At 36.0% G+C, this 26,300-nt stretch carries 27 protein-coding genes; 14 read left to right on the forward strand and 13 right to left on the reverse strand.

All coding sequences use genetic code 11. From position 1 onward, the window contains the following. Nucleotides 1-2 precede the first annotated feature (2 nt). Nucleotides 3-2,426, forward strand: a complete 2,424-nt coding sequence (gene pheT / locus IGI43_RS00780) for a phenylalanine--tRNA ligase subunit beta (RefSeq protein ID WP_438755905.1) — start codon at nucleotides 3-5, stop codon at nucleotides 2,424-2,426. 102 nt (nucleotides 2,427-2,528) lie between these two features. Here pheT and IGI43_RS00785 read toward each other — a convergent pair whose 3' ends face one another. The 5 genes from IGI43_RS00785 to IGI43_RS00805 form a co-directional block, all read right to left on the reverse strand. Beyond that, nucleotides 2,529-3,833 carry an ISL3 family transposase gene (locus IGI43_RS00785; RefSeq protein WP_438755906.1) on the reverse strand — a complete coding sequence of 435 codons (1,305 nt, stop codon included), beginning with the start codon at nucleotides 3,831-3,833 and terminating at the stop codon, nucleotides 2,529-2,531. Nucleotides 3,834-3,995: 162 nt separating this feature from the next. Further along, complete coding sequence (locus IGI43_RS00790; RefSeq protein WP_438755907.1) at nucleotides 3,996-4,652, reverse strand: amino acid ABC transporter permease; 657 nt, start codon at nucleotides 4,650-4,652, stop codon at nucleotides 3,996-3,998. A 12-nt stretch (nucleotides 4,653-4,664) separates the two neighbouring features. After that, nucleotides 4,665-5,363, reverse strand: coding sequence for an amino acid ABC transporter permease (locus tag IGI43_RS00795; protein ID WP_438755908.1), 699 nt, complete (start codon nucleotides 5,361-5,363; stop codon nucleotides 4,665-4,667). Between the two features lie 47 nt (nucleotides 5,364-5,410). After that, nucleotides 5,411-6,235, reverse strand: a complete 825-nt coding sequence (locus IGI43_RS00800; protein ID WP_438755909.1) for a transporter substrate-binding domain-containing protein — start codon at nucleotides 6,233-6,235, stop codon at nucleotides 5,411-5,413. 28 nt (nucleotides 6,236-6,263) lie between these two features. Continuing rightward, the gene (locus IGI43_RS00805; RefSeq protein WP_438755910.1) at nucleotides 6,264-6,992 is read right to left on the reverse strand and encodes an amino acid ABC transporter ATP-binding protein; all 729 of its coding nucleotides are present in this window, start codon (nucleotides 6,990-6,992) and stop codon (nucleotides 6,264-6,266) included. A 465-nt stretch (nucleotides 6,993-7,457) separates the two neighbouring features. Between IGI43_RS00805 and racE the strand changes: the two genes are divergently transcribed. The 5 genes from racE (at nucleotide 7,458) to dapD (ending at nucleotide 11,727) form a co-directional block, all read left to right on the forward strand. Continuing rightward, a complete protein-coding gene (gene racE / locus IGI43_RS00810) occupies nucleotides 7,458-8,300 on the forward strand; it encodes a glutamate racemase (RefSeq protein ID WP_438758788.1) in 843 nt (280 codons plus the stop codon). Continuing rightward, a complete protein-coding gene (gene rph / locus IGI43_RS00815) occupies nucleotides 8,287-9,636 on the forward strand; it encodes a ribonuclease PH (protein ID WP_438755911.1) in 1,350 nt (449 codons plus the stop codon). The genes racE and rph overlap by 14 nt, the downstream gene beginning before the upstream one ends. A gap of 10 nt (nucleotides 9,637-9,646) precedes the next feature. After that, nucleotides 9,647-10,162 carry a metallophosphoesterase gene (locus tag IGI43_RS00820; RefSeq protein ID WP_438755913.1) on the forward strand — a complete coding sequence of 172 codons (516 nt, stop codon included), beginning with the start codon at nucleotides 9,647-9,649 and terminating at the stop codon, nucleotides 10,160-10,162. A gap of 252 nt (nucleotides 10,163-10,414) precedes the next feature. After that, nucleotides 10,415-10,912 carry a cyclic-di-AMP-binding protein CbpB gene (cbpB, locus tag IGI43_RS00825; protein ID WP_438755914.1) on the forward strand — a complete coding sequence of 166 codons (498 nt, stop codon included), beginning with the start codon at nucleotides 10,415-10,417 and terminating at the stop codon, nucleotides 10,910-10,912. A gap of 113 nt (nucleotides 10,913-11,025) precedes the next feature. Continuing rightward, nucleotides 11,026-11,727: a 2,3,4,5-tetrahydropyridine-2,6-dicarboxylate N-acetyltransferase gene (dapD, locus tag IGI43_RS00830; RefSeq protein WP_438755915.1), complete on the forward strand. Its 702-nt coding sequence runs from the start codon at nucleotides 11,026-11,028 to the stop codon at nucleotides 11,725-11,727. 190 nt (nucleotides 11,728-11,917) lie between these two features. On the opposite strand, the gene IGI43_RS00835 is transcribed toward dapD, so the two are convergent. Continuing rightward, nucleotides 11,918-12,382 (reverse strand): MarR family winged helix-turn-helix transcriptional regulator, encoded by a 465-nt coding sequence (locus IGI43_RS00835; protein ID WP_438755916.1) that lies wholly within the window; start codon nucleotides 12,380-12,382, stop codon nucleotides 11,918-11,920. Between the two features lie 133 nt (nucleotides 12,383-12,515). Between IGI43_RS00835 and IGI43_RS00840 the strand changes: the two genes are divergently transcribed. Continuing rightward, complete coding sequence (locus IGI43_RS00840) at nucleotides 12,516-12,956, forward strand: flavodoxin domain-containing protein (protein WP_438755917.1); 441 nt, start codon at nucleotides 12,516-12,518, stop codon at nucleotides 12,954-12,956. A 91-nt stretch (nucleotides 12,957-13,047) separates the two neighbouring features. Beyond that, on the forward strand, nucleotides 13,048-14,175 hold the full coding sequence (locus IGI43_RS00845) for an N-acetyldiaminopimelate deacetylase (protein WP_438755918.1): 1,128 nt from the start codon (nucleotides 13,048-13,050) through the stop codon (nucleotides 14,173-14,175). 60 nt (nucleotides 14,176-14,235) lie between these two features. Here IGI43_RS00845 and IGI43_RS00850 read toward each other — a convergent pair whose 3' ends face one another. Then, nucleotides 14,236-15,120 carry a mechanosensitive ion channel family protein gene (locus tag IGI43_RS00850; protein WP_438758789.1) on the reverse strand — a complete coding sequence of 295 codons (885 nt, stop codon included), beginning with the start codon at nucleotides 15,118-15,120 and terminating at the stop codon, nucleotides 14,236-14,238. Between the two features lie 188 nt (nucleotides 15,121-15,308). Between IGI43_RS00850 and IGI43_RS00855 the strand changes: the two genes are divergently transcribed. The 3 genes from IGI43_RS00855 (at nucleotide 15,309) to IGI43_RS00865 (ending at nucleotide 18,477) form a co-directional block, all read left to right on the forward strand. Beyond that, nucleotides 15,309-16,325, forward strand: coding sequence for a branched-chain amino acid aminotransferase (locus IGI43_RS00855; RefSeq protein ID WP_438755919.1), 1,017 nt, complete (start codon nucleotides 15,309-15,311; stop codon nucleotides 16,323-16,325). 335 nt (nucleotides 16,326-16,660) lie between these two features. Then, on the forward strand, nucleotides 16,661-17,530 hold the full coding sequence (locus IGI43_RS00860) for a glucosaminidase domain-containing protein (RefSeq protein ID WP_438755920.1): 870 nt from the start codon (nucleotides 16,661-16,663) through the stop codon (nucleotides 17,528-17,530). A gap of 122 nt (nucleotides 17,531-17,652) precedes the next feature. Then, nucleotides 17,653-18,477, forward strand: a complete 825-nt coding sequence (locus tag IGI43_RS00865) for an aldo/keto reductase (protein WP_438755921.1) — start codon at nucleotides 17,653-17,655, stop codon at nucleotides 18,475-18,477. An 86-nt stretch (nucleotides 18,478-18,563) separates the two neighbouring features. On the opposite strand, the gene IGI43_RS00870 is transcribed toward IGI43_RS00865, so the two are convergent. Together IGI43_RS00870 and gloA are read right to left on the reverse strand one after the other, a co-directional pair. Then, nucleotides 18,564-19,283, reverse strand: a complete 720-nt coding sequence (locus tag IGI43_RS00870) for a gamma-glutamyl-gamma-aminobutyrate hydrolase family protein (protein WP_438755923.1) — start codon at nucleotides 19,281-19,283, stop codon at nucleotides 18,564-18,566. 178 nt (nucleotides 19,284-19,461) lie between these two features. Next, entirely contained in the window at nucleotides 19,462-19,836 is a 375-nt protein-coding gene (gene gloA, locus IGI43_RS00875) for a lactoylglutathione lyase (RefSeq protein WP_438755924.1), read from the reverse strand. A 173-nt stretch (nucleotides 19,837-20,009) separates the two neighbouring features. Here gloA and IGI43_RS00880 point away from each other — a divergent pair, with 173 nt between their 5' ends. Further along, nucleotides 20,010-20,453, forward strand: a complete 444-nt coding sequence (locus tag IGI43_RS00880; RefSeq protein ID WP_438755925.1) for an NUDIX hydrolase — start codon at nucleotides 20,010-20,012, stop codon at nucleotides 20,451-20,453. 130 nt (nucleotides 20,454-20,583) lie between these two features. Here IGI43_RS00880 and yidA read toward each other — a convergent pair whose 3' ends face one another. From yidA to IGI43_RS00900, 4 genes are all read right to left on the reverse strand, one after another. Then, on the reverse strand, nucleotides 20,584-21,390 hold the full coding sequence (gene yidA, locus IGI43_RS00885; RefSeq protein ID WP_438755926.1) for a sugar-phosphatase: 807 nt from the start codon (nucleotides 21,388-21,390) through the stop codon (nucleotides 20,584-20,586). A 24-nt stretch (nucleotides 21,391-21,414) separates the two neighbouring features. Then, entirely contained in the window at nucleotides 21,415-22,785 is a 1,371-nt protein-coding gene (locus IGI43_RS00890; RefSeq protein ID WP_438755928.1) for an HD domain-containing protein, read from the reverse strand. Between the two features lie 135 nt (nucleotides 22,786-22,920). Continuing rightward, a complete protein-coding gene (locus IGI43_RS00895; RefSeq protein WP_438755929.1) occupies nucleotides 22,921-23,769 on the reverse strand; it encodes a lipoate--protein ligase family protein in 849 nt (282 codons plus the stop codon). Next, the gene (locus IGI43_RS00900; protein WP_438755930.1) at nucleotides 23,762-24,121 is read right to left on the reverse strand and encodes a hypothetical protein; all 360 of its coding nucleotides are present in this window, start codon (nucleotides 24,119-24,121) and stop codon (nucleotides 23,762-23,764) included. The genes IGI43_RS00895 and IGI43_RS00900 overlap by 8 nt, the downstream gene beginning before the upstream one ends. 194 nt (nucleotides 24,122-24,315) lie before the next feature. Here IGI43_RS00900 and IGI43_RS00905 point away from each other — a divergent pair, with 194 nt between their 5' ends. Beyond that, a complete protein-coding gene (locus IGI43_RS00905) occupies nucleotides 24,316-25,314 on the forward strand; it encodes a thiamine pyrophosphate-dependent dehydrogenase E1 component subunit alpha (protein WP_438755931.1) in 999 nt (332 codons plus the stop codon). Further along, nucleotides 25,311-26,300, forward strand: a complete 990-nt coding sequence (locus IGI43_RS00910; protein WP_438755932.1) for an alpha-ketoacid dehydrogenase subunit beta — start codon at nucleotides 25,311-25,313, stop codon at nucleotides 26,298-26,300. The genes IGI43_RS00905 and IGI43_RS00910 overlap by 4 nt, the downstream gene beginning before the upstream one ends.

Here is a 26,300-nt window from a genome sequence, read left to right on the forward strand (position 1 = left end):
CGATGTTAGTTTCTTATAAATGGTTAAGTGAGTATTTAGATCTTTCAAAAATTTCAGCAAAAGAATTATCTGATCAAATGTCTTTGACTGGGATTGAAGTTGAAGGCGTGGAAGTACCAGAAGAAGGCTTGAAAAAAATAGTCGTAGGTGAGGTTAAAGAATGTATTCCTCATCCAAATTCGGATCATTTGTCAATTTGCCAAGTGGATATAGGCGAAGAAGAATTATCCCAAATCGTATGTGGTGCGCCAAATGTGAAAGTCGGCATTAAAGTAATTGTTGCGTTACCAGGATCTCGAATTACTGGAAATCAAAAAATCAAAAAAGGTAAAATGCGCGGTGAAGTCTCAAACGGTATGATCTGTTCTTTACAAGAATTGGGTTATTCTGATAATGTGATTCCTAAAGCTTATTCTGACGGAATTTATTATATGCCAGCGGATGCTATCAATGGGGATGATGTGTTTTCTTATTTAGATATGGATGATCATATTATCGAATTATCGATCACGCCAAATCGTGCTGATGCTTTAAGTATGCGCGGTGTAGCGTATGAAGTAGGCGCTATTTATCGTCAGACACCTCAATTCAATGATGAAATTTTAAAAGAGGATGCTACCCAAACTGCTGCTGATTATATCTCTGTTGAAGTAGAAGATAAAAAAGATACACCAGCCTATCAAATTAGAATCATCAAAGATGTAAAAATTGCTGAAAGTCCGTTGTGGTTGCAAACTCGTTTAATGAATGAGGGCATTCGTCCAATCAATAATGTCGTTGACGTAACAAACTATATTCTTTTATTATTTGGCCAACCTTTGCATGCATTTGATTATGATAAATTGGATAGTAAAACTATTTTAGTAAGACGTGGCAAATCTGGCGAAGAAATCGTTACTTTAGATAGCGAAACAAGAAAAGTATCTGATGAAAATATTGTCATTACAAATGGAAATGTTCCTGTGGCTTTAGCTGGTGTAATGGGTGGTGCGGACTCTGAAATCACTGAGGGAACAACTACAGTTGCTTTAGAATCAGCATTATTTGATTCTTTATCGGTTCGTAGAACGTCAAAAGAATTCAATCTACGTAGTGAATCTTCTAGTCGTTTTGAAAAAGGCATCAACCATGCAACGATTGGTGAAGCAGGCGATGTGGCAGCAGCCATGATCGCTAAATTAGCTGGCGGAACAGTTGTCGCAGGTAAAGCGATTGGTTCTGAATTAGCTCTTGAAGAAATTATTGTCAGTGTAACGATTTCACGAATCAATGAGTACTTAGGTACTGATATGGATCAGGAGACAGTTAGTGAAATTTTTGATACGCTAGGCTTTACTTATAAACTTGATCAAGGAAAATATACTGTAACTGTTCCGCCTAGACGTTGGGATATAACGATTGAAGCCGATTTGATTGAAGAAGTTGCACGTATTTACGGCTATGACAACCTACCATCAACACTACCAAAAGGTGAAACAGTAGCTGGTAGTTTAACGAGTGGGCAAGTATTGGTTCGTAAAATCAAAAGTTTATTAGAAGGCTGCGGCGCAAGCGAAGCAATTAGCTACGCTTTGACAACCGAAGAAAAATCTCGTCAATTTATGATGAGAGAAAGCTTAACAACAAGCTTACAATGGCCGATGAGTGAAGAGCGCTCTGTTTTAAGAATGAACTTGATTTCAGGCTTATTAGATGATGTAGCCTATAATGTTGCTCGTAAAAATAATAATGTTGCTCTCTATGAAATTGGACGAGTGTTTTATCAAGATCGTGATCCTAAAAAAGAATTGCCGTATGAAGAAAATCATTTAGGCATTGTATTATCAGGAAATAAAGTAGTAAAAGACTGGCAGACTAAAGAAATACCTGTCGATTTCTATACACTCAAAGGCATGCTTGAAACGCTATTTGATTCTGTAGGTATTGCTGATAAGATAACTTATGAGGCGACAAAAGAGAACCAAGAGTTGCATCCAGGAAGAACGGCCTTAATAAAATTGAATGATACTGTCATTGGTTTTGTCGGTCAAGTTCATCCGAGTGTAGCAAAAGAATACGAAATTCCTGAAACTTATGCAGCTGAATTGAATCTTCAAGCAATTATTGAAGAAGAAAGTGCCCCTTTGATTTATCAACAAATTTCGAAATTCCCGGCTATTTCAAGAGATATTGCCTTATTGGTTGATGAATCAGTAACTAGTCAAGCATTAGTTGAAACGATTTCTAAACAAGCTGGAAAATTCTTGCAATCTGTTCATTTATTTGATGTTTACCAAGGAGATAATATCGCTGAAGGTAAAAAATCAATGGCGTATAGCTTAACGTTTGTAAATGCAGAAGCCACATTGGTAGATGAAGAAATCAACCAATCGATGGAAAAAGTAGAAAAAGCGTTAGTCGAACATTTTAATGTAACGATTCGATAAAAAAATAAGGGTGTAGCAAAAACTGGCTCTTTGTCAACTAATGTTGGTGAAGAAAATCCAAAGAATTAAATCAATTATTGTAAGGCCTAGAGGAAAATACCTCTAGGTTTTTCTATTCGGCTGAAAAAGAACGTTACCAAAGCATAAAGCAATTCTCAATTTAAAGTTATAAAAGTTACGAAACCCATACGCATTTCTCTTTAACACTTTGATATGGTTGTTCAAGCATTCCAATGGGCCATTGGAATAGGATAATTCTAGAGCATGCTTAATTTCATTTTGAACTTTCTTAAAGGTAGAAAAAACTGTTTGGTAATAGACGGGAAGTCCAGAACAATCTTGTTCTAATAGCGAGTGGAATCTTGTGTAGTCTCGTGTTTGTACCGCATAAAGAACGTTCTGATAACAGGTGTAACCAGATTTTAACTCCTCATCATATGCAAGGAGTCGATCAACGAGTTCTGTTTCTGTTAAATAGGTGCGGAAAGAAGGACGCCATTGGCGTTTTTCAAAATCGAGCTTCGATTGGTTCTTTTGAAGAAGTTTCCAGTACTTCTTCAAGTGTCGATATTTTTTTGCCTCTACAGTTCCTTTCTGGAGAAACAGATTCATTCGTTGAATGCGGTGTTTTAAAAAGGTTCGTCCAATGTGTTGGACAATGTGAAAGCGATCGAGAATAATCTGAGCCATAGGAAACAATTTTTTGACGAGAGAAAAATAAGGAGCGTACATATCACAAACGATATATTTTACACGTTCACGAACAGACAAAGAGAATCGTGAAAAATAACGTTGTAAAAAGGACAATTGACGGTTTTCAATGACATCAATTAACTGCTTTGTTTGACCATCCATCATGATAAAACTCATAGAAGCAGCGACCTGTTTAACCGATTTAAATTCATCAAAACAAAGGACTTCAGGCAAGGTCAGGCGATTGATTTTTTTCGGTTCATAAAATTGTTTCAAGACGCGATAGACAGAAGAAACAGAGACCTTCTTTTGACGCGCAATCTCACTCATAGACGTGACCTTTCTTAATCGATCGGCAATAGATAGCTTCACTTTCTTAGAAATCGAACACCCTTTTTGGATCAGACTTGTTTCAGCGACGAACGTTCTTTCACAGGAATAACAGAAGAAACGGCGTTTCTTCAAGCGTAAATACGTTTGATACTCAGACACATCGTTCATTAAAATAAGACAAGTCGTATAGCCCCAACGAATAATCTTTCCTTTTTCTTTCTCTCCACAATGAAGACAGGAGTGGGCTAAATAGTCTAATGTACCAGAAAATACCTGACAAATTCGTCCCTTAATGCGTTCTTTTTCTAAAGAATTTTCAGTAAAAGTAATGTTTAAGTCTAGAATATCTAAGGTATTTTTGATAAGATTGGTGTAAGACATCTTGATTTCCTCCTTTTAATTGGTTTTAGTCGACTTAATTCTAAAGGATATCGAGATGTCTTTTCTATTATTTTGCATTAAAAAAAGATGCCGGTGATTTCTCACCAACATCAGAAAGTATAGAGCCCAAAAACTAAAATAGTTTAGGCTACATCCTTATTTTTATACCCAATTTCTAGATAACCATCTTGAAAATTGAGAGATAGAGAAGTTGATTACAAAATACATCAAAGCCACAAGTCCATATATAGTGAAAACTTGTCCGGTTTGTGCATAGCGACCCATTAAGATATAAGATTTTCCAAACAATTCTTGTAATGCAATGACAGAATATAAGAAACTAGTATCTTTGATTACCGTGACAAACTGAGAAACGATTGCGGGTAATACATTGCGAATCGCTTGAGGTAATACGATATGCACAAGAATTTGAACATTACTAAATCCTTGTGATCGAGCGGCTTCTTTTTGACCTTTATCTACACCGTTTAGTCCACCTCGGATAATTTCAGCTAAAGCTGCTGTTGTAAAAACAGTAAAACTAACAATACCAGCGGGGGTAGATTTGATTTTGAAAATCAGAAAAATCACATAGATCCATAATAAATTAGGAATATTACGCACAATTTCGATATAAACACTAGACAAAAATTTTAAAGGCCCAGTTTTTTGATTTCTTAAAACAGCTAAAATTGTCCCAAAAATCGTACTTAAGACGATTGAAACAAAAGAAATATAAAGTGTAAGCTTCAAACCATCGAATAAAAAGCGCAAATTATTGCCGGTCAGAAGTTGACTCATTTGTTCTGAAAAAGACATGTTTGCATCCTCCTATCGGGTATAAGCTTTCTTATTATTTTCTTCCAATTTCCGTGCTAAGTTGGCTAATGGGAAGCACAGGATGAAGTAAAGAAATCCTGCGACTGTGAAAGCTGGAATATAATTTAAATTGATTGAAGACCAACTGTTAGCCGTAAACATTACATCAGCACCAGAGATGATGGCTACAGTTGATGTATTTTTGATTAAATTGACGATTTGATTCGTAAGTGGTGGCAACATGATACGCCAAGCTTGTGGTAGTACAACATAGCGCATGGTTTTCCCATAGGAGAAACCTTGTGAATAAGCTGCTTCAAATTGCCCTTTAGGAACAGCACCGATTCCAGAACGGACAACTTCTGAGATATAAGCGCCGTGATAAAGACCGACACAGAGAATAGCAATAGTGGTTGTAGAAAAAGTCAGCATTGGACTGATCAATGGAAAACCGTAGTAAACCACAATAAACTGAATCAATAATGGTGTGTTCTGAAAAAATTCAACATAAATTCGACTGATTACGTTCAATAATTTATGTTGCATGGCAGATAGGCTGCCAAAAAATATACCTAGCAACAATGCTACAATCAGTGAACCCACAGCTAATAAAATAGTATAGAGGAAAGCATCCCCAAAAAGTCTCCAGTCTTTAAACAATACTTCCCATCGATAGAGTGCAAAAGGTCCTGCATTCGCTATAATGAACATCTAATTTCCTCCCAAATCCTAACAAAATTGCACGAAACTGGGAACGTTTAATCCAGATTCCACGTTTTGTAAATTTTTTCTAAAGTACCATCTTTTTCCCATTTTTCTATTGATTTATTCAACTGATCATTTAGTTCAGTATTTGCTTTCTTCGTAGCAATGCCATATTCTTGGGGTGAGAAACCGTCCTTAAGGATTTCTGTACTATCATCTACATAACCTGTCAAAATTGATTTATCAACTGAGAAAGCATCAATTCTTTTTGACGTTAAAGCAGTTTTTAGTTCAGGATATGAACCAAGTTCTTGATACTTGAATGATACACCCAATTCTTTTGCTTGCTTTTCAATCGCTTCTTTTGTCGTTGCAGATTGAACGACACCAATCGTTTTTCCATCTAAACTAGCTGTATCTGTAAAGTTATCCGCTTTTCTTACTAAAAAACCAACTTCGTCTTTATAGTAAGGTGTTGTAAAATTGTAGGTTTCTTTTCTTTCATCCGTGATCGTGAAGGTAGCAATTACCATGTCTAATTCACCGTTATCCAATAAAGGGCCGCGCGTTTTAGCAGTTACACCGACAAATTCTACGTTATCTTCACTACCAGTCAATTCTTTTGCAATTAAACGTGCGATATCTGGCTCCATTCCTTCATTTCTATTTGTATCTGGATTCATATAGCCAAAATTTGGGACATCTTCTTTAACTCCGACTTTGATAACACCAGCATCTTTGATTTTTTGAAGATCAGTTGTTGCGTTGTTACCAGAATTAGAGGCGTTTTTGTCGTCTCCGCCACTCCCGCAGCCTACAACCAAACCAAGTAATAACGCAAGGGACAGTGCACCTAATAATTTCTTTGTTTTTTTCATCTAAAATTCCTCCTTGGTATATGTGTTATCAATTATGAATGATTTTACTTAAAAATTCTTTTGCGCGTTCATTTTGAGTATTAGTAAAGAAATGCTCTGGACTTCCCGTTTCAATAATTTGACCGTCATCCATAAAAATGACTTTATCTGCTACTTGACGTGCGAATCCCATTTCATGTGTCACGCAAATCATTGTAATATTTTGTTTCGATAAATCTACCATAACATCGAGTACCTCTTGAATCATTTCTGGATCAAGAGCTGAGGTAGGTTCGTCAAAAAGAATAATCTCTGGATGCATATTTAAAGCACGTGCAATGGCGACTCGTTGTTGTTGTCCACCGGATAGTTGAGCAGGATATGCATTCGCCTTATCTGCCAAACCAACTCTCTCCAAGTATTCCATCCCAGTCTTAGTTGCTTCTTCTTTGCTGACGCCTTTGACTTTGATGGGGGCCAAGGTAAGATTTTGAATAATTGTTTTGTGGGCGTATAAATTAAAACTTTGAAAAACCATCGCTACTTTTTGACGAACCTTTTGAACAGGTGCTTTTGGCTCTGTTATGTCGATCCCGTCAACAAATATATGGCCATCCGTAACTTTTTCTAAACGATTAATACAGCGGATCAAAGTACTTTTACCAGAACCAGAAGGCCCGATGATGACGATCTTTTCTCCTTCGTTAACGTTTAACGATACATCCTTCAAGACATGATGCTCCCCAAAAAACTTATTTACATGTTCCAACGAAATCATGGTCATTCTCCTTTATGTATAAAATTATCACATCACGGTTAATCTATATAGATCAGTGAGCGAGTGGATGAACAGGTGGGAAAATAAATAAAAAACGAATATTTATAGAAATCTGTGAATATGGAAAGTGCGATAGACAATCTTTTGATCTTGACAGATCAGTGCTGAAGAGTTGAAATGGCACTCTATCTATTTTCTTTTTATAAAAATAGTTTTCTTTTATATTTAATCTAATAGCCATAAATCTATCCATCCGTTAATGTTAGAAATTATAACATACAGAAAATGAGATTACCAGTTTTTTTTAAAGGCTAATAAAGAAAAACAATTAAAAAGCGCAAGCTAAATGAAAACTTGCTATATAAAAAGTGATATAATAGAAGCTAGTGATAATAAAACTTGAAAAAAAGCAGCAAAAAGTAGAGAATAAGAGTGTTGAAAAAATACTGTAAAGGTTTGATTGACTTGAATAATCATGAAGCAATAGGATTTATAGATTCCGGGGTTGGCGGACTTACGGTAGTAAAAGAAGCATTAAGGCAGCTACCCAATGAGCGCTTAATTTATCTTGGAGATACAGCACGTTGCCCATATGGTCCAAGGCCTGCTGAACAAGTAGTCCAATTTACTTGGGAAATGACAAATTTTCTTTTAGAAAAAAAAATTAAAATGTTAGTAATTGCATGCAATACCGCTACTGCTGTAGCATTAGAAGAAATAAAAGAGCAATTGGCTATTCCAGTCGTAGGCGTGATCCTACCAGGAACTAGAGCTGCGTTGAAAGCAACTAAAAATAATCGCATTGGTGTCATCGGCACAGCTGGAACAATCAAAAGTAAAGCCTATGAAGAAGCGTTATTAAGTAAAGCCCCTAATACGTTTGTCACAAGCTTAGCGTGCCCTAAATTTGTTCCCATTGTCGAAAGTAACGAATTTCATTCTTCTGTAGCAAAAAAAGTCGTATCAGAAACGTTAAATCCATTACAATTGAAAAAACTGGATACGTTGATTTTAGGCTGTACCCACTATCCATTATTGCGTCCTTTGATCCAAAATGTAATGGGAAACCAAGTGACCTTGATCGATTCGGGTGCTGAAACAGTGAGTAAAGTGAGTATGTTGTTAGATTATTTTGACATAGCAAATACTCCGCAGTATAAAAATAAGCCAAATGAATTTTATACCACAGGTTCTGCAAAAATGTTTAAAGCAATTGCCGATGATTGGCTAAATTTAGAAACGATCATCGTTGAACAGGCGCGATTGTCGAATTTCTTAGAGGGAGTAGTGAAACATGATCAGACATGATGGAAGACAAGCGAAAGAATTAAGAAAAATCATCATTGAGACGGATGTTTATAAGCATCCAGAAGGTTCCGTAGTGATTTCTTTTGGCGATACAAAAGTAATCTGTTCTGCAACCGTGGAAGAAAAGGTTCCACCATTTTTAAGAGGCGAAGGGACCGGTTGGGTGACGGCTGAATATAGTATGCTTCCAAGAGCCACGAATACAAGAAATATCCGAGAAAGCGCAAAAGGAAAATTGACTGGCAGAACGATGGAAATCCAACGTTTGATTGGTCGCTCGCTGAGAGCGGTTGTCGATTTGAAAAAATTAGGTGAACGAAGTATTATTGTGGACTGTGACGTGATCCAAGCAGATGGAGGAACCCGCACAGCCAGCATAACTGGTGCATTTGTTGCAATGAAAATTGCTGTTGATAAACTGCTTAAAAAAGGGGATTTACAGGAAAATCCGATCAAAGAATATCTTGCTGCGGTCAGCGCAGGTATATTAAGTGACGGAACCTGCGTTCTTGATCTAGATTATAAGGAAGACTCTGCAGCTGCTGTAGATATGAATTTGGTGATGACCGAATCAGGTAATTTTGTCGAACTTCAAGGTACAGGTGAAGAAGCAACTTTTTCAGGTGATGAATTGAATTCGTTACTATTTTACGGTAAAACGGGCATCGAGCACTTGATTGCTTATCAAAAAGAAGCCTTGATGAATCCATTAGCTGAGAAATCATTTCCTGACGAAGCTAAAACGATTGTGATCGCTACAAGAAATCCAGGAAAAGCTAAAGAGTTTACGAAAATCTTTTCCGAAAAAGGATACCATGTAAAAACATTATTGGATTATCCAGATTTGCCTGATGTTGAGGAGACAGGCAAAAGCTTTGAAGAAAATGCTCGTTTAAAAGCTGAAACAATTGCAGATATTTTAAAACAACCAGTTTTAGCAGATGATTCAGGACTGATTGTTGATGCTTTAAATGGCAGACCAGGAATCTATTCTGCGCGCTTTGCTGGTGAACCAACGAATAGTGCTGCTAATAATGCTAAATTACTTCATGAATTAACTGGAGTGCCACAAGAAAAACGAACAGCGACATTCCATTGCACACTTGTTTTTGCTGCTCCTGAGAAAGAAAGTTTGGTTGTAGAAGGAAATTGGCTTGGAGAAATCGGGACCATTCCACGTGGTGATCGCGGGTTTGGCTATGATCCATTATTTTTCGTTCCAGAAGAACAAAAAACAGCAGCCGAACTTTCAGACGAGCGCAAAAATGAGATCAGTCATAGAGGAAGAGCTGTTGCAACATTAAGAAATCAATGGGAAAATTGGCTAAAAAACTAGGAGGTTGTGCATGAAATATCTAGTAGTAAGTGATAATCACGGTGATCGTGATATATTAATTGATTTGGCAGAAACTTATCGAGGAAAAGTTGATAAAATGTTTCATTGCGGCGATTCAGAATTAGAACCCACGGATAAATTGTGGAATGATTTTATAGTAGTAAAAGGAAATTGCGATTATGATCCTGAATTTCCAGATATGATCGTAGAGAAAATTGGAATGGATACTATTTTTATGACACATGGTCATCTGGCGAATGTTCGTTCCGGATTGACTTCTCTTGCTTTACAAGCTGAAAAAGCCAAAGCCAATATCGTGTTATTTGGGCATACTCATGAAATTGGATGTGAAGTTCGGGCAAATGTTCTTTATTTGAATCCTGGAAGTATTAGCTTGCCTAGAGGGCCAATTCAATTGAAATCCTATGCGATCATCGAAAGTACTTCAGAACAATTCATTGTTCAATATTACGGTCGAAATCATCAAAAGTATAAAGAGTTGCATTTTGTTTTTAATAAAAAATAATTTTGACTAATTATTTCTAGGGGAATTGTGATAAAAGGCTACAGTGTATCTTATTTTTTATGTTTTTTAGATAATTTCCGAATGATTCTGACATTCTATTAACATTTATTCAGGTTTTTAGAAAGTGAAGGAAATAGGGTCAAATCTTAATTTTTTTTAAGAGTTATGAAAAAAGTTTGAATTTCAAGACATTTGCATCCGTTTTCTGTACAATGATAATTGTGGCAAAGAAAATGAAATGGAGGCACTCCAATGATTGGAACTGCTATAAAAGAATTATTATTAGAAAAACAAGAAACCTTTTTGATACCAGCGGAAAATGTTGCAAACGTAATGTGTTTGAATCCGCTAAGTCACGCTTTATTAGTTTTATCTCAAGTAAAATATTCAAAAATCCCTGTTTTAGATAAAGGGGATCGTTTTGTGGGATTGATTAGTTTATCAGATGTAGTGGATAAAATGTTTGATATCACATCAGTCGATTTTGATAAATTACAAGATTTCACTGTGGCAGATGTTATGGAAGTCAATGTTCCTTTGATTGGCGAACAATGGGAACTTGAAGATATACTTCATTTGTTAGTTGATGCAGCATTTCTGCCTGTAGTAGATGACAATCAATGTTTTAAAGGAATCATCACACGCAAAGAATTGTTGAAGGCAATCAATCATATGGCTCATGAACTGGAACGAAAGAATATCATTTTACCAAAATCTGATGGTGAATCTATAGAAATGAAAGTGATTTGATTTTTTTAAATCAATTATTCACTTTTTCCTATTTTTTTGATAAGCTAGATACTTAAACGTGGCGAGTTTTTTGAAATGCTTTATTAAGCTGTATTATGAAGGGAGTTATATTGATGGACGCATATGAAATTATTAATTATATTGGAAATGCTGAAAAAAAAACACCAGTAAAAGTTACTTTGAAAGGAAAACTCAAAGAAGTAACCTTTCCTGATGAAATTCAAGCATTTACTAATTGTAAAACAGGGACTTTGTTTGGTGAATGGAATGTAATCAAAGAATTTTTGGAAACAAATAAAGAAAATATCGTAGATTATGTGATTGAAAATGATACTCGTAATTCTGCGATTCCAATGCTAGACATTAAAGAGATCAATGCTCGTATCGAACCAGGGACAACTATCAGAGATCAGGTTGAAATCGGTGATAATGCTGTAATCATGATGGGCGCTGTTATAAATATCGGTGCTGTAATCGGTGAAGGAACTATGATCGATATGGGCGCGATTTTAGGTGGACGTGCAACAGTCGGGAAAAACTGTCATATTGGTGCGGGAACTGTTTTGGCAGGCGTGATCGAGCCGCCTAGTGCAGATCCTGTGGTCATCGAAGACAATGTTTTGATTGGTGCAAATGCAGTTGTTCTAGAAGGAATTAGAGTAGGTGAAGGAGCCGTTGTTGCAGCTGGAGCAATTGTTGTTGATGACGTTGCACCCTACACTGTAGTTGCAGGCGTACCAGCTAAAAAGATAAAAAATATTGATGAAAAAACTAAAAGCAAGACAAATATGATGGAAGAGCTACGAAAATTGTAATGTTTCTATCACACAATCATTAATAGCGCAAAAAAGATTAAAACTACACGTTAGTTTTAGTCTTTTTTGCGCTATTAAACTTTCAAATCTGTGACGCTGGATCCGAAAAAAAGGTGAAATATCATGAATAAAGAAGAGGGGTTTGCTTCTATTCCTACCGTTTATTCAGGCAGAGACAAAAGTAGTTAAATTATTTATTTTGAAGTTGATTATCCAACACTAAAATAGCTTCTGATAAAAAGTGCGTAATCAATTGCAATTCTTTTTCTGAATATGTTCGTCCTAATTTTTTCATCGCAATATCTAATGGCTGGTAGGCTTGTTTTATTTCCTCTTTATCTTCATAGGTTGGTACAATAATGACGCGCCTGCGATCATGGGGATCTTTTTCCCGACGAGCGTAACCGATTTTTTCTAGACGATCAATCAAGGCGGTGATCGTTCCCGTGGACAATCCTGTCTTATCTGCTAATTCTCCAGCTGTAAGTGGCCCTGATTCATTTAATAAATCGATTGAAATATAGTCATTCGAAGGAATGCCTAAAGAGTGAACGATAGTTTGTTGATGTAAGATAGAACGTGAGCCGAAGCCTCGTAATAAAGAGGTGAGCTTTTCTAGAGATGGGTTTGTATTTGAATCTTGATGTATTGACAAATGTTCTTCCTCGCTTTATTCTTAATATATCTCGTTTGACGAGATTCTTTTCCGCCGAAATATAAATTAATAAAACTATCATAACAAGCATACTCTTATCTGTAAAGTAAAGAAAGAATCGGGGCTAAAACGAATGAAATTATTGATCTTATATGGAACAAAATCTGGTGCGTCCAAAGAATGTGCTAAACTGTTAGGTGAAAAATGCAGTAATGCTACAATTATCGATATTGATCACGAGAAGCCTAATTTAAATGAGTTTACTCATATCATTGTGGGGGCAGGTGTTCGTAATGATAAAATGTATAAACCAATCAGAGATTTTTTAAAAAAGAATCAAACAGATCTATTAACTAAAATAATAGCTTGTTACTTGTGTAATTCAAAACCAAAGACTACGGATGATGTGATTGCAGCAAGTATTCCAGAAGCAATCAGGGAGCATGCTCTTGAAATTATGTCATTTGGAGGCTATAAACCTTCGTGGGTTCCAATAAGTGAAGAAAAAAAACTTAAAGGAATTGATTTGGATAAAATTGACATGTTTGCTCAAAACTATTTAAAGTCTGTATAAAAATCGTTGATTGTTTTTAATGAAGGATTGACAGAAAACTCTTTTTATTCAACAATAAGATATAGAGAAATAGAAAAGAGGCAGATCAACAATGATTCAAGAACAGTTAATTGAGATTCGCAGACAGTTGCACCAAATACCAGAAATCGGGTTAGAAGAAGAAAAAACACAAAAATACTTACTGGAAATAATCCAATCAATAAAAAAAGATTTTATAAAATATAAGATATGGCGAACAGGAATTTTGGTTTTCGTTCATGGAAAAAATCCCCAAAAAACGATCGGCTGGCGTGCTGATATCGATGGTTTACCAATAACCGAAGAAATTAATTCTGATTTTCAGTCTATCCATAAAGGGTATATGCATGCATGTGGACATGATTTTCATATGACGATTGGTTTAGGATTATTGGCACAAATGACATTAGAACAGCCTGAAAATAATTATTTATTTCTCTTTCAACCAGCAGAAGAAAATGAAGCTGGTGGTATGCTGATGTATGAAGATGGAGCATTTGGTGCTTGGCTTCCTGATGAATTTTATGGACTGCATGTGAATCCGGAGTTACCAGTAGGAAAAATCACAACAAAAGTCGGTACTCTTTTCGCTGCAACGTGTGAAGTTCAAATTAAATTGATAGGGAAAGGTGGGCATGCGGCGTTTCCTCATGCTTCAAATGATATGATCGTAGCTGGAATGAGTCTTGTCCAGCAAGCACAAACAATCGTTAGTCGAAATGTAAATCCAGTTGAAGGTGCTGTGGTCACATTTGGTACATTCAATGCTGGCACTGCAACAAATGTTATCGCAGGGGAAGCGACGATTTCAGGTACGATCCGAACTTTAACAGAAGAGATGAATCAATTGACTCAGATTAGAATCAAGGAAATTGGTGAGGGGATCGCAAAATCATTTAATTGCGAAGTAGATGTATTTTTGGATCAAAAAGGGTATCTTCCAGTGATCAATAATAAAAAAACAACTGAAAACTTTATGACGTTTATGGAACAAGAATCAGGCGTTTTATTTGAAAAAGCTGAAGTTGCGATGACTGGTGAAGATTTTGGTTTTTTGTTATCTAAAGTACCAGGGACAATGTTTTGGTTAGGTGTAGATAGTGCATATGGGCTGCATTCTGCTAAATTTGAACCCAAAGAAGAAGCGATTCCTTTTGCTGTGGAACATATCAGTAACTTTTTGAAATCATTAGATAAATAACAAAACGATGGCTGTGGAACGAAAGGGATAACCCATTTTCGTTTCACAGCCATCGTTTTGCTATGTTAATATAATCGGTGTATTTGGAATAGTAAAGTTTGCGTCAGATAATTTTTTTACGTATTGAGCTAAAAATTCTTCTTTGATTGGCGCTTGTTTTCCATTCAATACATACATTGTTGTGCGAATGGCGAAATTTGCATTTCCCAGATCCACCATCCCAAAAATCGTTGGACCTGTTTGAATACTTTCTGAATACTTTTCTTTTAATTCCATATTGACTTGTTCAATGATTGCGATAATCTTATCATAGCCTTCGTCAGGTACGATCCGAACATCGATTAAAACTTGCATGTTAGAACGAGAGAGGTTACTTATTGTAGTAATATTTCTATTAGGAATAAAGTGAACAGTACCATCTAGAGCTTTCATCTGTATAGTTCTAAGACCTACAGCTGTGACAGTTCCTTCAATGTTTAATGCAGATAACCGAATATAATCGCCAACGTCCATTTGTTGTTCTAAAATGATAAAAAACCCGGTAATAATATCATTCATGAACCCCTGTGCACCCAAACCAATTGCTACACCGGCAATCCCGGCACCAGCAAGGAGTGACCCGACAGGAACGCCAACAACTGTTAATAAGGAGTAGATGAAAAAGAAAAATAAGGTGTATTGAAAGGCATTATTGACTAATGTGTGAATTGTCTTTAGGCGACTTTCATTGAATGATTGTTTTTTACTATAGTTCCCATATGCTTTGTCAATAAGTATTTTACCTATACGATTTAGGAGTATAAAAAAAAGAATAAGAAATAGAAGATAAATTGCTTTCTCAATCAAAACAGCGATTATTTTGTCCCAATTAATTCCGTTCCAAAAACGTTCAAGAGCATTGACTTTCTTCTCAGCAGCAGTTTTTATATCAATTGTAGAATCCATTGTACTTTCAACTGTTTTACTGGATATTGATTGTCCAAAAATAAACAAGGATATCCCAACTTTCTTTTTTTATCTATTATTACTTTATCATTATACTTGAATTTGAAAAAAGATGTCATTATTTAACAAAAAGCTTAACAAATTAATTGAAAATGTGTTACAATATTCTGAAAATAAGGAGTGATCGTATGACAATTGATTGGGATAATTTAGGTTTTGATTATATAAAAACACCATTTAGATACATTTCAAATTGGAAAGATGGTCAATGGGACGATGGCAAATTAACAGAAGATAATACATTGCATATCCACGAAGGATCAGCCGCATTGCATTATGGACAACAATGTTTTGAAGGGTTAAAAGCCTATCGTTGTAAGGACGGTTCGATCAATCTATTTAGAGTGGATGAGAATTCTAAACGAATGAACCGTAGCGCAAAACGATTGTTGATGGCAGAGGTACCAGAGGATAAATTTATTCAAGCAGTAGAGGAAGTAGTAAAAGCTAATGAAGCATTTATTCCACCTTATGGCAGTGGTGGGACATTATATGTTCGTCCACTTCTGGTTGGTGTTGGAGAAGGAATTGGTGTACATTCAGCACCAGAGTTTATTTTTACTGTGTTTTGTATGCCTGTAGGCGCATATTTCAAGGGTGGACTAACGCCGACGAACTTTGTGTTTTCTGATTATGATCGTGCAGCTCCTCAAGGAACGGGCGCAATTAAGGTTGGCGGGAATTATGCGGCTAGCTTATTGCCAGGGGAAGAAGCAAAAGAAAGAAGCTTTTCAGATTGTATTTACTTAGATCCTGCAACTCATACAAAAATCGAAGAAGTCGGTTCTGCTAATTTCTTTGGCATCACGAACGATGATCGTTTTATCACCCCACTATCACCTTCAATATTACCAAGTATAACGAAGTATTCATTACTTTATTTAGCTGAACATAAACTTGGAATGGAAGCGGTAGAAGAGGATGTTTACATTGATTCTTTAGAGGAATTTAAAGAAGCTGGAGCTTGTGGAACAGCTGCTGTCATTTCGCCAATTGGCGGTATTCAAACATACGATGATTTCCATGTCTTCTATAGTGAAACAGAAGTTGGGCCCGTAACCCAAAAATTATATGACGAATTAACAGGCATTCAATTTGGAGACATTCCGGCTCCAGATGGTTGGATTAGAAATATAAAAATATAAAAATGCACAAAGGAGCCCGAAACAAAACTGATTTTTAGTTTTGTTTCGGGCTTTAAATCTGGATAAATGGTTAAAAATCAGCATGTTCGGAGCTAGATGTATCAGTTTCAGCAATTTTTGTGTAGTAAATATTTCTGACTATCAAAACTTAACTTAGTTACAGAAGATATAAACTTTGAAAGCAATAGGAGAAAATGGAAGATGACGGACGGCTCTTGTTGTTGTTTTTATTTTGGATTAAATAAAAAATAATTGATTTTGCTAAATTTTAATCAAAAACTTAAGGAAATGCGTATTACTACTTTAAGATGACAGATTAAGAATAGGAGATTCATATGAAGAAATTATTTTTTGTGGTATTAATCTTAAATACCTTGTTATTACCAAGCATAGCAAGTGCTGTATCTTTGAAAGATATAAGAAAAATACAAACACTAAGTTTCGTCGAAGTAGAACAAACTACAGATTCAAAAGAAGAACAAGATGGAAAAAAATCAGAAGAGGCGATAGTTTCAGAGCATAACGTGAATGTCATTATCAAAAATCAAAAGACGGAAGAGTTTGTTAAGAATATTGGAGAGCAAGCTAGAGAAATTGCCCACCAACATGATCTATATACCTCAGTAATGATTGCTCAGGCAATCCTAGAATCAAAATCAGGTGACAGCCTTCTAGCGAATGCACCTTATCATAATTTATTTGGAATCAAAGGCGATTTTGAAGGTGCTACAGTCAGAATGAACACACAAGAAGATGACGGAAAAGGAAATATGTTTGTAGTCAATTCAGAATTCTGTCAATATCCTTCCTATAGCGAGTCTCTTAAAGACTATGCCGAACTAATGAAAAATGGGATTGCTGGCAATTCTGATTTTTATAAAGGAACGTGGAAAAGCGAAACCAATAATTATATGGAAGTAACGTCATTTTTGACAGGGAAGTATGCGACAGATATTCAATATGCTGACAAGCTTAATCAGTTGATTGACTGTTATGATCTGACCATTTATGATGTTGATCCAGTAGAAAAAAATACTGTTGACACAATACAAGCTAAGAAAATTATTAGAATAGAGACGTTACAAATGTTGATAAATGAAAATTTGAAAGAAAGAACGCTACAGAAAAGAAAGAAAAAAATTGAGCAATTTACTAATGAACTTTACCCTTTTTTAGTTTTGATTTTGAAATGTTTGAGGAATTAAAAAAATTTTATTCGTTAAATAAGATACGACATTCTTTCCAGACAATCCAGTTATTTTCCATCTGATATTTTAAAGAGTATACTTAATCTGTATTTACTTTTTCAAAGAAAGGAATGAAAAAAATGTCTTTTGAAAAAACAAAAGTATTAGAGAATGGTTCAGTTATCCCGCGTTTAGGTTTAGGGGTATGGAAAGTAAAAGACGGAGCAGAGGCAGTTGATTCAGTGAAATGGGCATTACAAGCAGGTTACCGCTTGATTGATACTGCAGCAGCCTATAAAAATGAAGTCAGCGTGGGTGAAGGAATTCGTACGTCAGGTGTTCCGAGAGAAGAAATATTTGTTACAACCAAATTATGGAATGCTGACCAAGGCTATGATTCAACTCTGAAAGCATTTGACGAGAGTTTAATTAAACTTGGTTTGGATTATGTTGATTTATATTTGATTCATTGGCCGGTGGCTGGGAAATATAAAGATTCGTGGCGCGCTATGGAAGAAATTTATCAAAGTGGACGTGCTAAAGCGATCGGTGTCTCTAACTTCCATGAACACCATATTGAGGACTTACTAAAAGATGCTGAAGTTGTGCCGATGGTTGATCAAATTGAACTTCATCCTACCTTGACACAAGAACCTTTACGTAAATTTTTAGCTGAGAATAATATCGCAGTTGAAGCTTGGTCTCCATTAGGACAAGGTAAAATCTTAGAGAATCCGACTTTAGTGGAAATCGGAAAAAAATATAATAAAACAGCAGCACAAGTGATTATTCGATGGCATTTACAAAGTGATATTATCGTTATTCCAAAATCGGTTCATCAAGATCGAATCAAACAAAATTTTGATGTTTTTGATTTTGAGCTAACAAATGAAGATATTCATCGAATCAATGCGCTTAATACGAATGAACGCTTAGGTCCAGATCCAGATAATTTTGATTTTTAATCAGAAAAAAGGATGGTCTGAACGAGTTGTTACCATTTAAGGGCTGAGATAAAAGTAGAAATCACTTTTATCTCAGCCCTGTTTTTTTATAGTTGATTTACAAAGTAGTCGAATAACTTAAACTCATTTTTATCTACATCAAAGCGAAGTTCTGGATGCCACTGAACACCTAAAATTCTTTGATCAGTCTCTACTGACTCAATTGCTTCCACAATTCCATCAGATGATCTAGCCGTAATTTTTAAAGAAGGAGCTAGGGAATTAATAGCTTGATGATGATAAGAATTGACATGGTATTTTTCTCCAAAAAGTTGATGAAGAATGCTGTCTTTTTCCATTTGAATGCTGTGTGTAGCAAATTGTGGCTGGGTCGGCTCCTGACCATGTTTAACTGTCCAGTCAGAATACAACGAAAGATCTTGATATAATGTTCCATCTAAAGCAACATTCAACAGTTGCATACCACGGCATACTGCAAAGATAGGTTTCTTTTGCTTGATGGCTTCTTTGATTAATGCTAATTCAAAGACATCACGATTACGATTGGTTTCTTCAAGTTTCGGATGCGGTTCTTCTCCAAAAAAATCAGGAGAAATATCTTGTCCCCCTGCTAATAACAATTTGTCGATTTTAGAAATATATGCTGCAGCATTTTGTCCATCACTAATTGGTAAAACAATCGGTAATCCGCCTGATTTTTGAATAGCAGTTACAAATGCTTGTGGTGTATAACTTACATGGTTACCGTTGAAGACATCAACGGATTGGATAATTTGATTTCCAGCTATGCCGATAATCTTTGTCATTTGATCACGTCCTCGATTAATATGTAGAATAACAGTGTATCACTTTTTTATGAAATAAGGGGTAGAATTTGATTTTAGGTAGACATAAATCAAAAAGTAATAGGAAAAATAGTGAAAAAGAAACAGTTAGTCATCATTTGGGGCAAAGCCTAAATGATGATCAACTGTCTTTTTGGTACTAACGAGTACGAATCACTTCGATTTTATACCCATCAGGATCAGTAATGAAGTAATAAGATGGAGGTGTTCCTGGTAAGCCCTTCATGTCAGTAACATTGAAACCAGCATTTTTTTGTTCAGCATGTAATTTCTCGATTTCATCTGTACTAATAGCGATGTGACCATAACCATCTCCTAAGTTATAAGCATCATGATCGTAATTATACGTTAATTCTAGTTCATAATCATCACCAGGTAATGTTAGATACACTAAAGTAAATTTATGTTCTGGGAAATCGCGGCGGCGGCTTTCTTCAAAATTGAATGCTTTTTGATAAAATTTCAACGACGCTTCTAAATCTTTGACACGAACACAAGTGTGAGCCATTTTCATATGAGTCATCTTCCTTTCAAAAGTAAATAGTACCGCAGATTACTTTAAGTAAACTGCTAGTATTTTCATATTAGCATAAACTTTAGTGGAATTGTGAGTGAAATGATACGATATTACTTGTTCATGAGAAATTTCTCATGTAAAATCAAGTTAAAAGAAAAGGAGTTGCTTTTATGAAAATACCATCATTCGGTGAAAAAATGGAAACGTTGGTCTATAAAAAAAGGCTAGGCGCATATATTATTGTATCAAGAAATGTGGGAAGCGAAATAGTGTTGATACAGGCACCAAATGGCGCCTATTTTTTGCCGGGTGGAGAAATCGAAGCGGGGGAGACCAAAGAAACTGCGATCAATCGAGAAATGATCGAAGAACTTGGGATCGAAGTGGTTATTGATGAGTATCTTGGGCAAGCAGATGAGTATTTTCATTCAAGACACCGGGGTACAGATTATTATAATCCTGGGTACTTTTTTGTTGCTAAAAGTTGGACTCAAGTCTGCGAACCTTTGGAAAAAACCAATACAATTTGTTGGGTAAAAGTGGATGAAGGCGTGACTTTACTAAAACGTGGAAGTCATAAATGGGCGGTGCGTAAATGGACAGCCAATCAATGAGAATTCGGAATAAGCAAAGAGAGCAAGTCACGTATGATTTGTTTTCTTTTTTTATTGAAAAACTAGGAAAGGCAATACTACATAAAAACAGTCTGCGGAATCACCGCAAACTGTTTAAAAAGCTCTATGACTACATATACTTCAATAAAACTTCAGCAACGCCGTCTTCATCATTACTGGTTGTTTGAATATCAGCTGCTTGTTTGACACTATCGGTCGCATTGCCCATAGCAACGCCAATACCAGCATATTCAATCATCGACAAATCATTTTCGTTGTCTCCAATAGCCATTGTCTCTGATTGAGAAATCCCTAGATGTTCGGCAAGTTTGGCTAAAGCATTTCCTTTACTTGCTTCTTTATTCAAAATCTCATAATAAAAATCGGTGCTCTTAACAGTTGTGTATTTATTAGTGAATGCTTCTGGAAGTTGATCAATAGCTTTATCCAAAATTTCAGGTTCATCGATCATCATCATTTTGATAATAGACATGTCAGGAGTCATTTCTTCAACTGTACGGTATTTAAGGGGCATATCTACTAAAGATGCTTCATGCACCGTGTATTTACCAATATCTCTATTAGCTGTGTAGATGGCTTTATCATCGATAGTATGCAGATGAGTTCCCACTTTGCGGGCCATGGATTCAATTTCTAAAAAGTCATCATGGCTTAATGTATAACGAGAAATGATCTCATTAGATTTTGTTGCCTGAACTAAGGAACCGTTATAGGTGATCACATAATCATTATCCCCATACAAATCTAGTTCTGCTAATTGTTCTTTCACACCTGGCAAAGGTCGTCCAGTACATAAAACGATATACATTCCATTTTCATTGGCTTTTTGTAGTGTCTCTTTCACTTTCGAACTAATCTTTCTGTTAGAATCAAGTAAGGTTCCATCAATATCGATTGCAACTAATTTGACTGTCATAACATCCTCCTGTAAAAATATTCTTTAATTTTTTCCTTCAACTAATGCACCGTTATGAATATAAGCAGCAAATTCACGATAGGTGTCATCAAATAAATCATAATGCTGCTGTCTTTTTGGGTCAACCATTTCTTTTGGAAAATAAAAACGTTCATCGATTTGTGTCTGTCCTGCAAGAGCCGCAACGAGGTGACTGATTTTAGATAGTTCGATTAAAGTCCCATCTTTTTGCATGATCTCGATTTGAGTACGATGACTATTTTTTTCCGGACGATAAAAATCGTAAGGCAAGTCATAGCTTGAATTGATGGCAGTATAGTATTTCGGGTTATACCCTACTTTTTCAATCAACATTTGTAGATGACGAATAGTCACAGAATCCCGATTGCCAGAAAATGTTGCAGATTTAAGCGGTCTACGGATTAAAAAGCGATTAGCTAGATCATTCAGAATCGGATCAGGCAACGATGTCCATTGGGTAAAATACGTGTTCAATACTCCATCGTCCAACTTCAAGTATTCTTGTAATGAAAAATTTCCTTTAAAAAAAGGCACGAGAAGCTGAGAATGCAATAGGTAATCCTCAGGCTGTTGCTCATATAATTCTTTTGCACGATGAAGTAAATGGTCTAAAATAACTTCCATACCACGAGAAACAGGATGAAAATAAACTTGAACATACATTTGATAGCGACTTACAATGTAATCTTCTACTGCATGCATTCCATTCATGGCAAAAGCCAATCCATCTTTATATGGACGGATCACTCGTAAAATTCTCGTTAAATCAAAAGTCCCATACTCAGTTCCTGTAAAATAAGCGTCACGTAATAAATAGTCCATCCGATCAGCATCAATTTGACTGGAAATCATTTGAACAACTTGGGGATTAGGGTACTCTTTAGTAATGACACTTGCAACTTTATTTGGAAAATCGGCTGAAATTCGATTCAGTATTTGAAAGACTTCAGTTTCTGGAGAAGTTATGATTTCTACTGTGATCTCTTCATGATTTGTGTTGAAAATATGTTCAAATGTATGAGAATAAGGTCCATGACCAACATCATGCAGTAAAGCAGCACAAAGTGTAACTAGACGTTCACTATCGTCCCAACCATCTTCCCCTAAGCGTTCAGCGGAATAATTACGCTGAAAGATATCACAAATCCGTCGGGTTATTTCATAAACACCTAACGAATGGGCGAAACGACTATGCTCGGCACCATGGAAGGTGAAAGAAGAAGTTCCAAGTTGCTTGATTCTACGTAATCTCTGCACTTCTGCTGAATTGATCAGGTCTAAAATGACTTGATGTTGTACATGGATATAATTGTGAACGGGGTCTCTAAAGACCTTTTCAATCGGTAAAATTTGATACTTGTAAGGGATTGACATTGATTCACTCCTTTTCATTAATGGCGCGCTATTTCTTTTTTTTAAACGAATGAATTTGTAAGAACAACGGCACTTGTTTTATTGTCTCTTTTGGTTCTTTGCTGCTTTTTGAGATAGTATGATATTAAAACAACGTTAATTAAGTAATAGATTTCTTTGTTGCATTTTTTTAATTTGTTTCTCTATTTCAGTGGTGAACTTTTCGGAAGTCAATAGAGTAGGGACGATTTGATTATCAATCGTAATTTGACTGTTATCTAATAATACGCTAATTAATTGTTTTTTCACTTCCGCTATGGTTAATCTTTTTTGAAGGAGGTCTTCCAAATTCGCCATGACAGATGGATCGACAGGAGGATAACCATTTTTACCGAAATTTTCCTGCAAACTAGCCTCATAAAATCGACGAACCGTTTCACCACGTTTTTGTTGGTTTCCGTTGACGCTTAAATAAATCATGATGGCTGTTCCATTCTTCACACGCCGTTGAGCTATTCCTGCAAATTTTTTGCCATGGATACTCAAGTCAAATGTACCAGGACAATAAGATTCACTAATTTCAAAAGCTTTAATATCATGTATTGAATCTTCGAATGCACATTTGATCCAATTCCACATATGAGTATAAGCCTCATCGATGCTCATTTTTCTATTGTCTTGATTAGGTAGAATCAAAGATACATTTAAAACACCAGTGTCCGCGATCACACCAAGGCCTCCAGCATTACGAATCACACTATTGTAACCATCTTGTCGTAATGAGATAAGACCACTGTTTAGATCAGTTACCCGAGTATCCTTCATACCAAGAATCATAGCTTGGTCAAGTTGCCAAAAGTGAATAATAGGCTGCTCATTAAGCCCGGAGAAGGTTGTCAATGTATCTGTCAAGGCAAAAGGAAGAAAATAGTCTTTTTCGGTCAAACAAGCCTGATCATACAAAAAAATGGTATCAGTTGTAAATAGTTCGGTTAAATTAGTCATCTTTGTCTTCATCCTGTTTTACGCGAGAAACGTAATCCTTTACTTCTTTATTCATTTGATTATATTCATTCGTAAAACGCATCGGTTTACTAATGATCCTCATCGGCATGGTGGCTAAAAATTTACTAAAATCATGTCGAGCTTCTTCTGACAAACGACCTGGCTTAGAGATTAGGCGTTCGTAGAGATAATAGTGAAATTGATTCATTGCATCAATATCGATACTCATTTGGTTATGACATTTTGTACATTTAATACTGGAAATGATCTCGTTCATATACTGAATACCATGGAGTGTTTCTTGTTGGCAATGCATGCAAAATAACATCGCTTCTTCATCGTGAAATAACATATGTTTCCACCTCCACTTTCTATTATATACGATTTAAAAGAAAAATCATGCTTATGTATGTATAAATAACGTGGAAAGTGGATAAATGTTTAAATTAAAGAAAAAATGAAGAGAAAATCTTGCTATCGGTCAAAGAAAATTATAATATGTTTACATATGATCCCTTAAAGAACAAATGTAAATGAGGTGAGAGGATGAAGTCAAAGACAATCGAGATTCAACAAGACAAAGCAATTGAAGAGCTAGAAGCTTTGAAAAAAATGTGGGAAATTCGTATTTTTGAAGAATTAATTCAAGAGCTTTTCGAAGCTGGAGAACTACATGGCACGATGCATCTTTGTATTGGACAAGAAGCAACAGCGGTCGGTGGTGCAGGAATTTTAAGAGAAAGTGACTGGATTGTTTCTACACATAGAAATCATGGACATTGTATTGCAAAAGGAACTGATATCAGAAGTATGTTTGCCGAAATATTAGGGAAGAAAACTGGGACGAATGAAGGCAAAGGCGGTAGTATGCATATTGCTGATTTGGATGTTGGTAATTTAGGATCAAATGGTATTGTGGGTGCAGGTTTTCCAATCGCTGCTGGTGCTGCTTTAAGTGCGCAGATGCAAGGAACGGATCAAGTTGTTTTATGCTATGCTGGAGATGGTGCCACAAATGAAGGAAGTTTTCATGAAGCCCTAAATTTAGCTTCTATTTGGCAATTACCTGTTATTTACTTTATTGAAAATAATCAATATGGAATGAGTAGTTCCATTGAGCAGATGGTCAATATCGAGAAGCTTTCGGATCGTGGTAAAAGTTATGGAATTGAAGGGATAACGATTGACGGCAATAATTTAAGCCTAGTATCAGAAACGGTTTCAAAAGCAGTTTCCAAGGCAAGAAAAGGCGGAGGTCCGACGTTGATCGAAGCCTTGACGTATCGACATAAAGGACACTCAAAATCAGATAGGCTCATCTATCGTTCTAAAGATGAGTATCTTGACTGGAAAGAAAATAATGATCCTATTTTACGTCTTGAAAGTCAATTGATTCAAGATAAGAAGGCAGATGAAGATCAAATTCGACGTTTGGAAATAACAATCAGAAGGGAACTGACTGATTTGGTGGCATCTGTAAAACAAGACAGTGAGCCAACCGTTAAAGATCTATGGACGCATGTCTATGCGGAGGATGACATATGAGATCAATTACTTATTTAAAAGCAATCAATGAAGCGTTGGATGAAGCGTTAGCTAATGATGCATGTGTTTTTCTTTTAGGAGAAGATATCGGTGTTTACGGTGGTGGTTTTGGTGCGACACAAGGACTTCAGGAAAAATATGGGAAACTACGTGTTCGTGATACACCAATATCAGAAAGTGCAATTGCTGGTGTTGCAGTAGGTTCAGCCATGACAGGGATGCGTCCAGTAATAGAATTACAATTTTCAGATTTTATTACTGTTGCAATGGATCAATTAGTCAACCAAGCGGCTAAAATCCATTATATGTACAGTGGTAAAGCCAATGTTCCTTTAGTCATGAGAACAGCTGCTGGATCAGGTACGGGAGCTGGAGCTCAGCATTCACAAAGTTTGGAAAATTGGACGGCACATATACCAGGATTGAAAGTCATTCAGCCGAGCGATGCGTATGATGCAAAAGGATTACTACATGCAGCTATCAAAGATAACAATCCGGTCATGTTTTATGAGCATAAATTACTATATAAAACGATTGGAAGAGTTCCAGAAGAATCTTATAGCATACCGATTGGTGTAGCTGATATTAAACGAAGCGGTAAAGACATAACCATTATTGCCACTGGAATTATGGTCAGTAAAGCGTTGGAGGCGGCAGAAATCGTAGAGAAGTTTGGCGTTTCCATCGAAGTCATTGATCCAAGAACACTTGTCCCGCTTGATCACAAAACAATTCTGACGTCTGTTAAAAAGACGCAACGGGTGATTATTGCAACTGAAGCTGTTAAAAGTAGTGGATTCGGTGCAGAACTTGCATCAATTATTGCAGAATCTAAATTGGTGATGAATTTAAAAGCACCCATTGTTCGTCTGGGTGGAGAATTTGTCCCGATGCCAGCACAAAAATTATTAGAAACATATGCAATACCTCAAGTAGAGTCAATCGTCGAAGCGATAAAACAAATTATACCAGAGGTCGAGGTTTAG

The sequence above is a fragment of the Enterococcus sp. AZ126 genome (genome assembly GCF_051714545.1).
Classification (GTDB): domain Bacteria; phylum Bacillota; class Bacilli; order Lactobacillales; family Enterococcaceae; genus Enterococcus_L.

Coding starts and splice junctions, on each gene's coding strand:
- rph (WP_438755911.1), top strand. CDS start 8,287: ATGATCAGACATGATGGAAGACAAGCGAAAGAATTAAGAAAAATCATC.
- yidA (WP_438755926.1), bottom strand. CDS start 21,390: ATGACAGTCAAATTAGTTGCAATCGATATTGATGGAACCTTACTTGAT.
- IGI43_RS00905 (WP_438755931.1), top strand. CDS start 24,316: ATGAAGTCAAAGACAATCGAGATTCAACAAGACAAAGCAATTGAAGAG.
- IGI43_RS00790 (WP_438755907.1), bottom strand. CDS start 4,652: ATGTCTTTTTCAGAACAAATGAGTCAACTTCTGACCGGCAATAATTTG.
- dapD (WP_438755915.1), top strand. CDS start 11,026: ATGGACGCATATGAAATTATTAATTATATTGGAAATGCTGAAAAAAAA.
- IGI43_RS00870 (WP_438755923.1), bottom strand. CDS start 19,283: ATGACAAAGATTATCGGCATAGCTGGAAATCAAATTATCCAATCCGTT.
- IGI43_RS00900 (WP_438755930.1), bottom strand. CDS start 24,121: ATGTTATTTCACGATGAAGAAGCGATGTTATTTTGCATGCATTGCCAA.
- IGI43_RS00785 (WP_438755906.1), bottom strand. CDS start 3,833: ATGTCTTACACCAATCTTATCAAAAATACCTTAGATATTCTAGACTTA.
- IGI43_RS00855 (WP_438755919.1), top strand. CDS start 15,309: ATGACAATTGATTGGGATAATTTAGGTTTTGATTATATAAAAACACCA.
- IGI43_RS00805 (WP_438755910.1), bottom strand. CDS start 6,992: ATGATTTCGTTGGAACATGTAAATAAGTTTTTTGGGGAGCATCATGTC.
- IGI43_RS00865 (WP_438755921.1), top strand. CDS start 17,653: ATGTCTTTTGAAAAAACAAAAGTATTAGAGAATGGTTCAGTTATCCCG.
- pheT (WP_438755905.1), top strand. CDS start 3: ATGTTAGTTTCTTATAAATGGTTAAGTGAGTATTTAGATCTTTCAAAA.
- IGI43_RS00800 (WP_438755909.1), bottom strand. CDS start 6,235: ATGAAAAAAACAAAGAAATTATTAGGTGCACTGTCCCTTGCGTTATTA.
- IGI43_RS00840 (WP_438755917.1), top strand. CDS start 12,516: ATGAAATTATTGATCTTATATGGAACAAAATCTGGTGCGTCCAAAGAA.
- IGI43_RS00880 (WP_438755925.1), top strand. CDS start 20,010: ATGAAAATACCATCATTCGGTGAAAAAATGGAAACGTTGGTCTATAAA.
- IGI43_RS00890 (WP_438755928.1), bottom strand. CDS start 22,785: ATGTCAATCCCTTACAAGTATCAAATTTTACCGATTGAAAAGGTCTTT.
- gloA (WP_438755924.1), bottom strand. CDS start 19,836: ATGAAAATGGCTCACACTTGTGTTCGTGTCAAAGATTTAGAAGCGTCG.
- cbpB (WP_438755914.1), top strand. CDS start 10,415: ATGATTGGAACTGCTATAAAAGAATTATTATTAGAAAAACAAGAAACC.
- IGI43_RS00850 (WP_438758789.1), bottom strand. CDS start 15,120: ATGGATTCTACAATTGATATAAAAACTGCTGCTGAGAAGAAAGTCAAT.
- IGI43_RS00910 (WP_438755932.1), top strand. CDS start 25,311: ATGAGATCAATTACTTATTTAAAAGCAATCAATGAAGCGTTGGATGAA.
- IGI43_RS00795 (WP_438755908.1), bottom strand. CDS start 5,363: ATGTTCATTATAGCGAATGCAGGACCTTTTGCACTCTATCGATGGGAA.
- IGI43_RS00895 (WP_438755929.1), bottom strand. CDS start 23,769: ATGACTAATTTAACCGAACTATTTACAACTGATACCATTTTTTTGTAT.
- IGI43_RS00845 (WP_438755918.1), top strand. CDS start 13,048: ATGATTCAAGAACAGTTAATTGAGATTCGCAGACAGTTGCACCAAATA.
- IGI43_RS00860 (WP_438755920.1), top strand. CDS start 16,661: ATGAAGAAATTATTTTTTGTGGTATTAATCTTAAATACCTTGTTATTA.
- IGI43_RS00820 (WP_438755913.1), top strand. CDS start 9,647: ATGAAATATCTAGTAGTAAGTGATAATCACGGTGATCGTGATATATTA.